We start from the raw sequence: 13400 nt of genomic DNA, 5'->3' as shown, positions 1-13400 counted from the left end.
CGACTCCTCACGGGTGATGCGGTCAACGAAAGCGCCGCTGGGCGAGCAGATGGCGCACCAGCGGAGCCAGGATCAGCTCCATCGCCAGCGGCATCCGCGAGCCGGGCACGACCAGGGTGTGTGGACGGCTCATGAAGGCATCCTGGATCATCGCCAACAGATAGGGAAAGTCCACCGCCGAAGGGTCGCGGAAACGAATCACCACGAACGACTCGGCGTCGGTGGGAATATCCTGCACCTCGAAGGGGTTGGAGGTGTCCACGGTGGGCACGCGCTGGAAGTTGATATGAGTGCGGGAGAACTGCGGCTGAATATAGCGCACGTAGTCGTGCATGCGACCCAGAATGGTGTCGATCACCGCCTCCTGGGAGTAGCCGCGCAGCTTGGTGTCGCGATCAATCTTCTGGATCCACTCCAGGTTCATGGTCGGCGCCACCCCGACCAGCAGGTCGACGTGACGGGCGATATCCAGATCGGCGGTGACCAGGCCGCCGTGCAGCCCTTCGTAGAACAGCAGATCGGTGCCGCAGGGCAGCGGTTGCCAGTCGGTAAAGGTACCGATCTGGTGACCGCCTTCGATCATGCGCTTGTCTTCGGCGTGAATATAGTGCCGGTAGGTGCCGGTGCCCTGCTCGCCATACTCCTGCAGCAGCGCCTCGAGGCGATCGAGCAGGTTGGCCTCGACGGCGAAATGCGACAGCTCATCGGTGCGCTCGGGCTCCTCACGGAACATCCGCGCCAGCTCATCGCGGGTATAGCGATGGAAGGCGTCGCCGTCGACGAAGGCGGCATGCACGTCCTCACGGGCGAACATGCGCTCGAAGGTACGCCGCACCGTGGTGGTGCCGGCGCCCGACGAGCCGGTCACCGCGATTACCGGGTACTCGCGGGACATCAGTCGCGCCCCACGATGGAGTGACAGCAACGGCGCCGGATAGCGATGGGTATCATGGGTCTCTCCGATTGTTGTTGTAAGCGGCAATGGACGGGCCGACGGCAGACAACCTAAGGATGGCGCTCATCACGCCTCGCGGGCAATCGCCCGATAGGCGATATCACGACGCAGCAGCACCCCGGGCCAGTCGATCGCCGCGGCGCCGCGGTAGGCCAGGTCGCGCGCGTGGGAGACGCTGTCACCCAGTGCCGTAACGCACAGCACCCGTCCACCGCTGGTCACCACGCGCCCCTCGGCATCGCTCGCGGTGCCGGCATGGAAGACCTTGCAGCCGGTCTCCGCGGCGGCCTCCAGACCCTCGATCACACCGCCCTTGCGGTAGTCACCCGGGTAGCCCTCGGCGGCCAGTACCACACCCACCGCGGCGCGGGGATCCCACTCGCAGTTCGCCGCGTCGAGCTCACCGCGGGTCGCCGCCAGGCACAGCTCGGCCAGGTCGGACTGCAGACGCAGCATTATAGGCTGAGTCTCGGGGTCGCCGAAGCGGCAGTTGTACTCGATCACCTTGGGGTTGCCCTCGGCATCGATCATCAGGCCGGCATACAGAAAGCCCACATAGGGATGGCCTTCGGCGGCCATGCCCTCGACGGTGGGCTGGATGACCTGCGCCATGATCCTCTGGTAGACCGCCGGGGTCACCACCGGCGCCGGCGAATAGGCGCCCATGCCACCGGTGTTAGGGCCCGTGTCGCCGTCATAGGCGCGCTTGTGGTCCTGACTGGTAGCCATCGGCAGCACGTGCTTGCCGTCGACCATGACGATAAAGCTGGCTTCCTCACCGTCGAGAAACTCCTCGATGACCACCCGCGCCCCGGCGTCGCCGAAGGCGTTGGCCTCGAGCATGTCGCGGATCGCCGCTTCGGCCTCGGCCTCGCTCATGGCCACGATCACCCCCTTGCCGGCCGCCAGGCCGTCGGCCTTGACGACGATCGGCGCGCCTTTCTCGGCCAGATAGTCCAACGCCGGGGCAATCTCGGTGAAGGTGGCGTACTCGGCGGAGGGGATCGCATGGCGCGCCAGGAAATCCTTGGTGAACGACTTCGAGCCCTCGAGCTGGGCGGCTGCCTGGCTGGGGCCGAAGATGGTCAGCCCGGCAGCCTGGAAGCGGTCCACCACGCCCTCGACCAGCGGCGCCTCGGGGCCGACGATGGTCAGCTCGACGCCTTGCTCGCTGGCGAAGGCCTCGAGCCCGGCCAGATCGTTGGCCGCCACCGCAATATTCTCGAGCTTGGGCTCGAGGGCGGTACCGGCATTGCCCGGCGCCACGAAGACCCGCTCTACGGCGGGAGACTGGGCGACCTTCCAGGCCAGGGCATGTTCGCGGCCACCGCCGCCGATGATCAGAACCTTCATCTACAGACCTTGCTCGACAGATTGATACGCAGGATGGGAAAGATTTCGGGCCGATAGTATGCCAGAAAGGCCGGCAGGCTGTCGGCCGCCATCACTCCTCGTCGTCCTTGCGCTGCTGCTGCTGTCCCTGGTTGATGGTCTGCTGCCAGAAGCGCATGTTCTCCTCGGCCAGCTCGCGCATCAGCTCCATCGGCGAGTGGCGCATGGCCTGCTGCCACTGATCCTGCATGCGCTGCTGCTGCTCCATCATCAAGCGCGTGCCCTGCTCCAGATAGCGCGCCAGCGGCAGCGGCTGGGACATGGCATAGACCCGGATCAACTGCTCCAGCAGGTCGTTGGAGAATACCTCCGACTCACCGTCGGCCTGCTCCTGCTCGATGATGATCGAGAGCAGGATGGTACGCGTCAGATCCTCGCCGCTCTTGGCGTCTTCGACGCGGAACGGCTGCTCCTCGAGAATCAGCCCGCGCAGATCCTCGAGGGTCACATAGCGACTCTGCTCGGTATCGTAGAGACGGCGGTTGGCATACTTGCGAATCACGCGCACGGCGCTGCTCCTTTATCCATTGTTGAGGGTATTGTGCACCGGCTGGCCGGTCATGCAAACGAAACTCGTCCCCGCTGGGGTAGACTAGCGGCTGCTAGCCAAGCCGCAATGAAGAGTCGAGATGAACCTGATACTGCTGGAAGCAGACGAATGGCGGGCCGACGGCCAGGCGCATATCCGCGACCCGCGGCGCCTGCGCCACCTACGCGACGTACACCGCGCCAGCCCCGGGGACGAGCTGACTCTGGGCCGGCTCGGCGGCGGCATCGGCCGCGGCCGGTTGACCCGACTGGACGCCGATGGCGCCTGGTTCGCGGTGGACGACTTCGACCAGCCGCCGCCGCCGCCACTCGACATCGAGTTGGTCCTGGCCCTGCCGCGCCCACGCATGCTGGCTCGCAGCCTGGAGCATGTCACCGCGCTGGGCGTGAAGCGAATCACCCTGCTGCATACCCGGCGCGTCGAGAAGAGCTACTGGCAGTCGCCGGAGCTGTCCGCCGACAAGGTGCATCAGCATCTGCTGCTGGGCCTCGAGCAGGCCCGTGACACCGTGCTCCCCGAGGTTCGCCTGGCCACCCGTTTCAAACCCTTCGTCGAGGACAGCTTGACGGAGGAGATCGACGGGCGCCGGGCGCTGCTGGCACACCCCGGCATGCCGGCTGCTTGCCCGCGGGGCATCGATACGCCGGCTACCCTGCTGGTCGGTCCCGAGGGCGGTTTTATCCCCTACGAAGTCGAGCAGCTCCTGGCCGCCGGCTGCGAGGGCGTCCACCTCGGCCCGCGCATTCTGCGCGTCGAGACCGCGGTGGTGGCGCTGCTGGCACGGCTGGGCTGACCGCGAGCGGCCGACTTACCTAGCGGCGCTGCAGTCGCTCCAGCAGGCTGGCGGTGGCAAAACCGTCCGGCACCAGTCCTTCGGCGCGCTGATAGCTACGCAGACCACTGCGGGTGTTAGGCCCGAACACCCCGTCCGGGGTGCCGGTATCGAAGCCGGCAGCGTTGAGGCGCTCCTGCAGCTCGCGCACCTGGCTGCGGGTCAGCGGCTGTTCACTGCGCGGCCAGCCCTGTACCACGCCGCTGCGCCCGGCGATCTGATCGGCCAGGCTGCCCACCGCCAATGCGTAGCTGGTGGCGTTGTTGTAGCGCAGGATCGCCCGATAGTTGGGACCGACCAGGAACGCTGGCCCGTTGGCACCCGCCGGCACCACCACCGCCGCTTCGTTGAAGTCGGGCAGGCTGCCACCGTTCACCGGGCGCACACCACGCTCGGCCCACTGTGCGCTACTCAAGCGCGTATCGTCGGCCTGGGAGTAGTCGAAACCACTGCCCAGCTCGACCTCCACGCCCCATGGCTGGTCGCGCTGCCAGCCGGCCCGCGCCAGATAGTTGGCGGTAGAGGCCATGACGTCGGGAATGCTGCCCCAGATATCGCGGCGCCCATCGCCGTCGCCATCCTTGGCGTAGGCCTCGAAGCTCGAGGGGATAAACTGGGTATGGCCCATGGCACCGGCCCAGGAGCCGACCATCCGCTCGGCAGCAATATCGCCCTGCTCGATGATGCGTAGCGCCGCCATCAACTCGCCGCGGGCGAAACTCTGGCGACGGCCGTCATAGCCAAGGGTGGCCAGCGCATCGATGGTCGAGAAGCTGCCGAAGTTACCGCCATAGTTGCTCTCGATGCCCCATATCGCCACCACGATCTCGGCCGGCACGCCGTAGCGCTGCTCCATCTCACGCGCGGTATCGCGATGTTCGGCGAGCTTGTCTCGGCCCTGATTGATGCGCGTCGAGGAGACCGCGGTGTCGAGATATTCCCAGATCGGCCGTACGAACTCAGGCTGCGACTGGTCGAGCTCGATGATGCGCGGCTGGTAGCGCACGTTGGCGAAAGCCTCATCGAGGGTCGCCTGGGAAATCCCCTCGCTACGCGCGTGACGGCGGAAGGCATCGACCCAGGCGGTGAAGCTGGCCGGTCGCTCTGCGCCATTGTCGGCTGCCGAGGCAGAAGCGCTGGCCTCGGCAGTACTGCCAGAGGCGGTGTCGTTGCCCTGCGGCTGGGTGTCGTCGGCAGCGGCCGGCGCCGCCAGCTGGGCGCCGGACTGGCAGCCGGCAAGCATGGTGAAGACGAGTGAAGTGAAGAAAAGCTTACGCATGGCAATCCCTGTCGGCGGTTCCGGAATAGATAGTCTCTGACCCGGATCATCGCCCAGAAGTGCCACCGGAACCAGCCCCGTTTATCGCCTCTCAGCCGATCATCAGACGCAGCAGCATCAGCGCATGCGCGCTCACCACGCATAGGGTGAGATAGCGCCTCAGGGCACGATACCAGTCGGGCAGCCGAGCGCGGCTGGCGGGGCGGCACTCATAGGCGTGAATCAGCAGATATCCTGCCATCAGAACCGCGGTGGCAGCCAGGTCCGGCAGCAGCAGTGCCGGCCAAGCGATCAGGCTCGGCAGCATGCTGCGCAGCATGCGTGAGGCGAAGGCGGGGTCATCGGGGGTATCCAGGCTCATCGCCACACCCCACTGTACGCCGCCGAGAAACGACAGGATCACCGCGCTATAGAAGAGAAAGGCGCCGACTGCCCAAGCCTGCCAGTCAGGAGGCGCTGCCCAGGCGATTACCAGCGCCAAGGCGAATGGCAGCAGGCCGGCACCCCCCAGACGGGTGGTCAGGCGTCCCTGAATCAACGCACCGCGCGCCACGGGCCTATTCATCGGGCTCCACCGGTTCGCTGCCACTCAATGCCGGTATCCGCCACTCACGCCACGACGACGGCTCGACCAGCGGCGCAGCGAACCGGTCGGGCGCCGCCTGCCAGGGCTGATGGCGAGCCGCCCCCTGGGGCAGCGCCTGCAGGGCGGGTAGCCAGTGGGTCACATAGTGGCCCTGGGGATCATAGTGGCGCGCCTGCTTGAGCACATTGAAATAGCGGTCCTGGCGTGGATCACGGCCGCTCCCGGCAATATAGCGCCAGTTGCCCCAATTACTGCTGGCGTCATAGTCGATCAAACAGTGCTCGAACCACGCCGCCCCCAGCCGCCAGTCCCCACCGAGGTCCTTGACCAGAAAGCTGGCCACGTTCTGTCGTGCGCGGTTGGAGAGCCAGCCGGTGGCGCCGAGTTCGCGCATTGCGGCATCGATGAAGGGCACGCCGGTATTGCCCTTGCACCATGCCACCAGGCTTGTCTCAGGCGTCGACAGGGTGGCGCCGCCGTATAGCCCCGCCCCTTCCTGCCATGCGACCCAGTGGAAGTAGTCTCGCCACAGCAGCTCGAAGATCACCCAGTAGCTCGACGCATTGGCCCCATGCTCCGCCTCCCAGGCGCGCACCTCCGCATGCACCTGGCGCGCCGACAGGCAGCCGTGAGCTAGCCATACCGAGAAGCGCGTCGAGAAGTCAGCTCCCAGCAGACCGTTGCGGGTCTCCTTGTAGGTGGCCACCGCATTGCTGCCCCAGAGGTAGTGATCAAGGCGAGCGTGAGCCGCTTCCTCGCCGCCCTCCAGGGCCAGGCTGGCGGCAGCACTCGGCCGCCATGCCGCTGCCCGCGGACAGACCTGATCGAGAGGAGGCAGGCCGCGTGGCGCGCCATCCGGCCACATCGGCAGGGTCACCGGAGCGGGTCGCGGATCCGCTACCTGCCAGTCGCGCTCCAGCCGTCGGCGAAAGGCCGAAAACGACGTCGGTACGGCGTCCAGCGTAAAGGGCAGTTGCCTACGCTCGAACAGCATGCCCGACTCCACAGACTGTAGCCGACAGCGCTGCGCCAGCGACTGCGCCAGGCGCTCGATCTGGGCGCGCTCCTCGACGCCGGGTTCGTCACGTACCAGCACCCGGTCGACATCTAGCCGCAGGGCCAGCTCGGCGATAGCTGCGGCGGGGTCTCCAATGCGCACCAGCAGATCGCTGCCGCGCTTGAGCAGTTCGCCGCGCAGCGCCATCAGGCTCTGCCACAAGAAGCGCAGCCGCGCCGGTCCGCAGCGGCTCGCTGCCTGCTCTGGCGCCCACTGGCGCAATTCATGCGCATCCAGTACGTAGACACAGGCCAGGGCCGTGGCCCCTCCCAGGGCGCTGAACAGCGGATTGTCGGCCACCCGCAGGTCGTGACGCAGCCACACGATAGCGGTACTCATGCCTGCCTCCTGGCGAGGCGTGCGGTGCGGCGGCAGCGCTCACTGCAGTAGCGCACTTCATCCCAGCAGCGCGCCCACTTGCGCCGCCAGCGGTAGGAGCGCTGGCAGTGTGCGCAGCATTTGGTGGGCAGATCGGCGGTTCGACGCATGCAGAGGCTCGCTTGCACCCTCGGGTGCTTCAAGTCTGGCCGCCAGACGAGGCGGGGCTCAATATCTATACAATAGTGATATTAATCTACACGCCATGTACATAAAAAGACAGCCGTATCGCGCCCTGCCCACCAACGCAACAGGGCCACCCCAGTGGGGTGGCCCTGCTGTCAACGCGTACCCTAGGTGCCGTCAGGGCACGTCGGTGTCCTTGGGCTGGCGGGCCGCGTTGGCTTCGGTCTCCAGGCCGCTCTTGAGCTCGTGAGTCAGCGGGTCATAGTTGGGCTTGAGCTCGTCTTTGACCGTGCCGCTCCACAGCTTGGAGCCGACGAAGTAGCCGGCGCGGCCAATCACATGGGCGGCTACCGGGGCGGTCATCAGGATGAAGGTGATGATGGCAAAGGCACGCGCCACCACGCCGACTTCGGCGAAGTGCATGGCCACCGCCAGCATCACCAGAATCACGCCCAGGGCGGCAGCCTTGGTAGTGGCATGCATGCGCGTGAGCAGATCCGGCAGACGCAGGATGCCGAGCGACGCCAGCAGCATGAATAGTGCGCCGACGATGATCAGCGTCCCCTTGATCACTTCAATCATCGCGAGGCCCTCCACGTTCCAGGAATCGAGCGAAACCGATGGCCGACAGGAACGCCATCAGCGCGATCACGATCGCCGCGTCGAGAAAGCTCGACAGATCGGAGCTGATGGCATGCACGCCGACCAGACCAACGATGATGCTGGCGAAGAGCTCCAGCGCCACCACCCGGTCGGGCAGGCTGGGGCCACGCACCAGGCGCACGAAGGCAAGAATCATCGCCAGGCCCATCAGCACCTGGCTTATCAGGATCACGGTATCCAAGGTCACTCCTCACAGGGCGTCGAACGATCAGCGGAACAGCGCCAATGCACGACTCTCCATCTCTTGCAGGCTTTGGCGTAGCTCCTCCTCGTTATCGAGGAACATCGCGTGAATATAAAGCACCCGCTTGTCATCCGAGACATCCAGGCTCAAGGTGCCGGGCGTCAGCGAAATCAGGTTGGCCACCATGGTGATCTCGAGCTCGGTCTCGGCCTTCAGCGGCATGGCGATCACCCCCGGCTGCATGTGCCAAGGCGGGGTGAGAATATCGAAGGCCACGCGCATATTGGCGAGTATCAGCTCCTTGATGAAGAAGCCGATAAACATGATGATCCTGGGGATCCGTCCGGGATAACCCTTGAGCGCATCGACCTGTGGCTCGATCAATACCAGGGTGACATAGCCGAAGACCAGGCCCACCAACAGATTGATGCCGGTGAACTCGCCGCCCAGGACGACCCAGGCCAACGCCAGCAGCAGGTTCCAGATCGCACCGGTCATGGGCTCACCTCCAGGGCTTCACGCAGCAGCACTGTCCGATCCTCCCCCAGCACAGCATCCATATAGCCTTGAGGGTCCATCAACTGCTCACCGGCCATCAGCATCATCTCCATCAGCGGCTGAGCGAAGACACCGATCAGCAGCGCGAACAGCGCCAGGATCGCCACCGGCAAGTACATCAGCCCCAGCGAGCTCTTGACCAGACGCCCCTCGTCGCCGCTGGGCGTGGTATTTTCCGGTACCAGATTATCCTCCGGCAGCTTCTTCCAGAACACTTCGTTCCAGATCTTGACCATCGAATAGAGGGTCATCAGACCCACCGCCAGCGCCACCGCGGTCACCACATAGGCCTCGGCCTCGATGCCGGCGCGCACGATCACGAACTTGGCGAAGAAGCCCGACAGCGGCGGCACCCCGGCCAGCGAAAAGGCCGACAGGAAGAACGCCACCGACAGCCACGGCCGCTCCTTGAACAGCCCGCCCATCTTCTTGAGCTGGTAGGTACCCTGCAGCCGATGGGTAATGCCGCTGATCAGGAACAGGTTGGTCTTGACGATGATGTTGTGCATCACCGCGAAGATCCCCCCCGCCAGCGCCAGCGGCGTGAAAAGCGCCAACCCCAGTATCATATAGCCGATCTGACTGACGATATGGAACGACAGGATACGCCGGAACTCGTACTGCGCCGCCGCCCCCAGTACGCCGGTGACCATGGTGAAGGCCGCCCCCCACAGCAGGATATCCTGCACATAGGGCATGGTCTGATCGAACATCAGGGTGAAGACCCGGAACAGCGAGTAGACCCCAACTTTGGTCAGCAGCCCGGCAAACAGCGCCGACACCGCCACCGGCGGGGTGTGGTAGGAGGCCGGCAGCCAGAAGAATAGCGGAAAGGCGGCGGCCTTGATGCCGAAGGCGATCATGAACATGATCGCCAGCACCTCGACCATGCCCTGGTTCTCGGCCTCGGCCAGGCGCTGCCCGATATCGGCCATATTGAGGGTGCCGACCATGCCGTAGAGCAGACCAATGGCGGTAAGGAAGATCACCGAGGCCAGCAGATTGAGGGTCACGTACTTGATCGCACCCTCCATCTGCGCCTTCTCGCCGCCCAGAATCAGCAGCGCAAACGACGCCACCAGCATCACCTCGAACCACACGTAGAGGTTGAAGATATCGCCAGTGAGAAACGCCCCGGCAACCCCCGCCAGCAGCAGATGCATCAGCGGGTAGAAGCCGAACTTCTCATGGTTGGGACCGGTCGAGGCGAGCGAATAGATCGCCAGCCCCAGGCCGATGATGCCGGTCAGCAGGATCATGATCGCGCTGAGCATGTCGGCCACCAGACTGATGCCGTAGGGGGCTTGCCAGCTGCCCATGTGGATGACCACATAGCCCTCATTGGAGACGCTGGTGATCAGCCATAGGCCCACCACCAGCAGCGCCAGGGTGCCCGCCACGGCGATAAAGCGTTGCATGGGCCGCGAGCGCCAGAACAGCAGCGATATCGCGCCGGACAGCAGCGGAATGATAACGGGAAGTGCGACTTCAGGCCTCACGTGTCGGTATCCTTCATCTTGTCCAGATCATCGGCCTTGACGATTTCATAGGCGCGGCGAATCAGTACCACGGCGAAGGCCAGCACGCCGAAGGCGATCACGATCGCCGTCAGCACCAGCGCCTGGGGCAAGGGGTCGGCGACCTGACCGGCCGGTGCCAGGGCGCCTTCCGGGATCAGCGGCGGTGCACCGCGCATCATCCCCGCCGAGGTAAAGATCAGCAGATTGGCGGCGTTGGAGAGCAGCATCAAGCCGATCACCAGCTTGACGATGGAGCGCCGCAACATCATATAGATCGCGGTGGCGTAGAGCAGGCCTATGGCGAGCGCCATCAGCGGTTCCATGGCACCTCCTGAATCATGGGCGTAAGCATCACAGCATGGGTCGCGTGGTCAGGGCTCATCCTTGTCCACCTCCATCAGCGTCATGATCACTGCCAGCAGGGTACCGAGTACCGCCAGGTAGACGCCGATATCGAAGATCAGCGGCGTGGAGGCCTTGAAGTCGATACCAGGAATTTCCCACCACTGGGCGGTAAAGAACGGCTCGCCAACGAACCAGGCCGGCAGAATCGATAACGTGCCCAGCAGCAGTCCCATACCGATCAGATCGCGGGGGTCGACCATGCGCAGCACTTCCTTGGTGGCGCTCACCCCGAACGCAAACAAGTAGAGAATGAACGCGCCTGCCGCCACCAGGCCGGCGATAAAGCCACCGCCCGGCTCATCGTGGCCGCGCAGCAGCAGAAACACCGAGAACAGCAGCTGCAGCGGCATCAGCAGGCTTGCGGCGGTATTCAGAATGATGGTACCCGACTTAACCATCGTTGGACTCCTTGGCTGCCTGGCCCTTGCCGGCGCTCTTGGCCTCCGGCTTGGGGGCGCGTAGCTTGAGCATTGCGATCACACCGATAGCCGCCAGCGCCAGCACGAAGATCTCGCCCAGCGTATCCAGCGCGCGGTAGTCGACCAGGATCACGTTGACGATATTGCGGCCATGGGCCAGCGGCACGCTGTTCTCGATCATGTAGCCAGACACCGGCACGAACTGGTTGCTGGCCACCACGGTGAGGATTAGTAGCATGATCAGCACACCCATCGAGCCTGCCACCACCAGGTCGCGAACGCGCTCCAGAGGCGTCGACAGGCTGGCGAAGCGTGGCAGGCGGAACAGCACCAGAATCAGCAGGATCACGGTCAGCGTCTCGACCAGCAGTTGGGTGATGCCCAGGTCGGGGGCACTGAACAGGATGAAGATCAGCGCGATACAGAAGCCCATGATGCCCACCGAGGCCACCGCGGCGAGCCGCGAGCGCGAGATACAGGCGAACAGCGCTCCCGCCACCATCAGTCCAGCCACCACCGCCTCGTGGAACTGCACGTCGAAGCTGATCGCAAACTCAGGGGCATGGCGCAGCAGCAGCGAATTGCCCACCAGCGCGATCAGCACCACCACCATGACCATGATGTAGTTGCGCATATAGCCGTTCTGCAGCACCCGGGTCTGCCACTCGGAGAACCGCACGATGCCATCCATCAAGCTCTCGTAGCCGGCCTCCGGGCCGCGGGCGAACAGCGGGTCGAGCCGGGACAGGTTGCCGCGCACCCGATCCCAGTGGCGGAACAGCAGGTAGCCCAGCGTCAAACTGACCAGAGACATGATCAGCGGCAGGTTGATGCCGTGCCACAGCGACAGCGACACCGTCACCGGTTCACCGGCCACCGCCGAGGCCGCCGCCGTGAGCAAACCGGTCCCGGCCAGCACCGGGACCAGACCGAAGGCCAGTGTCAGGATGGCCAGCCCCACAGGCCCCGCCAGCATGGCGCTGGGCGCCTCATGGGCCGCCTTGGGGGTTTCGCGGCGCTCGCCGAAGAACGGCCGCAGCACCACGATGGCCGCCACGGCGATGGTGAAGATCGCGGCGGTGAAGCTGAGCAGGAAGATGATCGCGCGGAAACTGCCGGCCTCGAGCACCGACTCGAACATCAGCTCCTTGCCAATAAAGCCGAACAGCGGTGGCACCCCGGCCAGGGACAGCGCGGCGATACACGCCACCAGCGCGGTCACCGGCATCAGTCGGCGCAGCCCGCCCATGGCGGTGACATCCTTGGTACCGGTCTCATGGTCGAGAATACCGGCGACCATGAACAGCGCCCCCTTGTACAGCGAGTGGGCCAGCAGGAAGGTCACGAAGGCGATCAGCGCACCCTCGGTGCCGATGCCGAGCAGCATGGTCAGGGTACCCAGCGCCATGATCGTCGAGTAAGCCAGCAGCTTCTTGATATTGGTATGGCGCAGCGCCAGGAAGGCGCCGGTGAACATGGTCAGCGCCCCCACCACCGAGAGGATGCCGATCCACGCCTCAGTGCCGCCAAGCCCAGGGTGCAGGCGCGCCAGCAGGTAGATACCGGCCTTGACCATGGTCGCCGAGTGCAGATAGGCCGACACCGGGGTCGGCGCGGCCATGGCGTTGGGCAGCCAGAAATGGAACGGGAACTGCGCCGACTTGGTAAAGGCGCCGCCCAGCAGGCACAGCAGCATCGGCAGATAGAGCGCATGGTCGCGCAGCACATCGCCACCGGCGAGCAGCTCCTGCAGCGACCAGCTGTCGCCGGCGATGGCCAGCATCACTAGCCCCGCCATCAGCGCCAAGCCGCCGCCAACCGTGACGAACAAGCCCTGGCGCGCCGACTTGCGGGCCTCGAGATCGGTGTGGTTGAAGCCGATCAGCAGGTAGGAGGTGATGCTGGTCAGCTCCCAGAACACGAACAGCGTCATCAGACCGTCGGCCAGCACTAGCCCCAGCATCGACACCATGAAGGCGACGATTACCACATGGAAACGTACCAGGTCGGGATGACCCTTGAGGTAGCCGCCGGCGTAGATCAGCACGAAGGTACCGATCACCGTAATCAGCAGCGCAAACAGCATCGACAGGCCGTCGAGCACGAAGGTCAGGCTCATGCCCAGCGCCGGCACCCACTCCAGGCTGAAGACCAGGACCTCGCCGCCCATCACCGCGGGCAGTTGAGTCAGTAGCCACAGCGCCAGCGCCGCGGGATAGAGCGCCAATACCAGGCTGGTTCGTGCGGCACACCAGCGCTGCAGCAGCGGGGCGAAAGCGGCCAGCACGAAGCCTGAAAGCACGGCAAGTTGCATAACGCGGGTCTCTCCTTGTCGTCGTCGTCACCCGCGCACGCAGGGCGGTGGATGGCGCAATGTTATAAATTTCCTACGCCTAATGATTAACCGCGGGGCGACATGCAAGCCTACAATGGTGGAGGTAAAGCCTATAGAATCAATGTGATAGTTGGCAAGAAATAGCGGCCCGTCGCGCCGGA

General features: G+C 64.8%; 15 protein-coding genes. 1 reads left to right on the top strand and 14 read right to left on the bottom strand.

The genetic code is table 11. The annotated features are described in order from the left end of the window. Positions 1-22 precede the first annotated feature (22 nt). The 3 genes from IEI94_RS03115 to phaR form a co-directional block, all read right to left on the bottom strand. On the bottom strand, positions 23-895 hold the full coding sequence (locus IEI94_RS03115; RefSeq protein ID WP_089658760.1) for a phosphoribulokinase: 873 nt from the start codon (positions 893-895) through the stop codon (positions 23-25). 126 nt (positions 896-1021) lie between these two features. Then, positions 1022-2308 carry a phosphoribosylamine--glycine ligase gene (gene purD / locus IEI94_RS03110; RefSeq protein WP_191165457.1) on the bottom strand — a complete coding sequence of 429 codons (1287 nt, stop codon included), beginning with the start codon at positions 2306-2308 and terminating at the stop codon, positions 1022-1024. Positions 2309-2399: 91 nt separating this feature from the next. Further along, positions 2400-2855, bottom strand: coding sequence for a polyhydroxyalkanoate synthesis repressor PhaR (phaR, locus tag IEI94_RS03105; RefSeq protein ID WP_191165455.1), 456 nt, complete (start codon positions 2853-2855; stop codon positions 2400-2402). Between the two features lie 121 nt (positions 2856-2976). On the opposite strand from phaR, the gene IEI94_RS03100 reads away from it, so the two are divergent. After that, positions 2977-3690, top strand: coding sequence for a 16S rRNA (uracil(1498)-N(3))-methyltransferase (locus IEI94_RS03100; protein ID WP_191165453.1), 714 nt, complete (start codon positions 2977-2979; stop codon positions 3688-3690). Positions 3691-3709: 19 nt separating this feature from the next. On the opposite strand, the gene IEI94_RS03095 is transcribed toward IEI94_RS03100, so the two are convergent. The 11 genes from IEI94_RS03095 to IEI94_RS03045 all read right to left on the bottom strand — a co-directional run bounded on the left by IEI94_RS03095 (position 3710) and on the right by IEI94_RS03045 (position 13218). After that, positions 3710-5008: a lytic murein transglycosylase gene (locus IEI94_RS03095; RefSeq protein WP_191165451.1), complete on the bottom strand. Its 1299-nt coding sequence runs from the start codon at positions 5006-5008 to the stop codon at positions 3710-3712. A 91-nt stretch (positions 5009-5099) separates the two neighbouring features. After that, positions 5100-5573, bottom strand: a complete 474-nt coding sequence (locus tag IEI94_RS03090; protein WP_191165449.1) for a DUF3429 domain-containing protein — start codon at positions 5571-5573, stop codon at positions 5100-5102. Further along, the gene (locus IEI94_RS03085; protein ID WP_191165447.1) at positions 5566-6990 is read right to left on the bottom strand and encodes a DASH family cryptochrome; all 1425 of its coding nucleotides are present in this window, start codon (positions 6988-6990) and stop codon (positions 5566-5568) included. Before IEI94_RS03085 ends, IEI94_RS03090 begins: the two co-directional genes overlap by 8 nt. Next, positions 6987-7139, bottom strand: a complete 153-nt coding sequence (locus IEI94_RS03080; protein ID WP_191165445.1) for a DUF2256 domain-containing protein — start codon at positions 7137-7139, stop codon at positions 6987-6989. Before IEI94_RS03080 ends, IEI94_RS03085 begins: the two co-directional genes overlap by 4 nt. Before the next feature lie 193 nt (positions 7140-7332). Beyond that, on the bottom strand, positions 7333-7737 hold the full coding sequence (gene mnhG, locus IEI94_RS03075; protein ID WP_191165443.1) for a monovalent cation/H(+) antiporter subunit G: 405 nt from the start codon (positions 7735-7737) through the stop codon (positions 7333-7335). Then, positions 7730-7999, bottom strand: coding sequence for a monovalent cation/H+ antiporter complex subunit F (locus IEI94_RS03070; protein WP_076746542.1), 270 nt, complete (start codon positions 7997-7999; stop codon positions 7730-7732). Before IEI94_RS03070 ends, mnhG begins: the two co-directional genes overlap by 8 nt. A 27-nt stretch (positions 8000-8026) precedes the next feature. Beyond that, positions 8027-8500 carry a Na+/H+ antiporter subunit E gene (locus IEI94_RS03065; protein ID WP_191165441.1) on the bottom strand — a complete coding sequence of 158 codons (474 nt, stop codon included), beginning with the start codon at positions 8498-8500 and terminating at the stop codon, positions 8027-8029. Beyond that, positions 8497-10059, bottom strand: coding sequence for a Na+/H+ antiporter subunit D (locus IEI94_RS03060; protein WP_191165439.1), 1563 nt, complete (start codon positions 10057-10059; stop codon positions 8497-8499). Before IEI94_RS03060 ends, IEI94_RS03065 begins: the two co-directional genes overlap by 4 nt. Beyond that, a complete protein-coding gene (locus IEI94_RS03055) occupies positions 10056-10403 on the bottom strand; it encodes a Na+/H+ antiporter subunit C (protein WP_191165437.1) in 348 nt (115 codons plus the stop codon). The genes IEI94_RS03060 and IEI94_RS03055 overlap by 4 nt, the downstream gene beginning before the upstream one ends. Positions 10404-10451: 48 nt before the next feature. Continuing rightward, positions 10452-10883, bottom strand: coding sequence for a Na+/H+ antiporter subunit B (locus IEI94_RS03050; protein WP_191165435.1), 432 nt, complete (start codon positions 10881-10883; stop codon positions 10452-10454). Next, positions 10876-13218 carry a putative monovalent cation/H+ antiporter subunit A gene (locus IEI94_RS03045; RefSeq protein ID WP_191165433.1) on the bottom strand — a complete coding sequence of 781 codons (2343 nt, stop codon included), beginning with the start codon at positions 13216-13218 and terminating at the stop codon, positions 10876-10878. Before IEI94_RS03045 ends, IEI94_RS03050 begins: the two co-directional genes overlap by 8 nt. Between the last annotated feature and the right edge of the window lie 182 nt (positions 13219-13400).

The organism is Halomonas sp. ML-15, assembly GCF_014779595.1.
Taxonomy (GTDB): Bacteria; Pseudomonadota; Gammaproteobacteria; order Pseudomonadales; family Halomonadaceae; genus Franzmannia.
The sequence above is the reverse complement of the archived record's forward strand: the minus strand, read 5'-3'. Positions and strand labels throughout refer to the sequence as shown.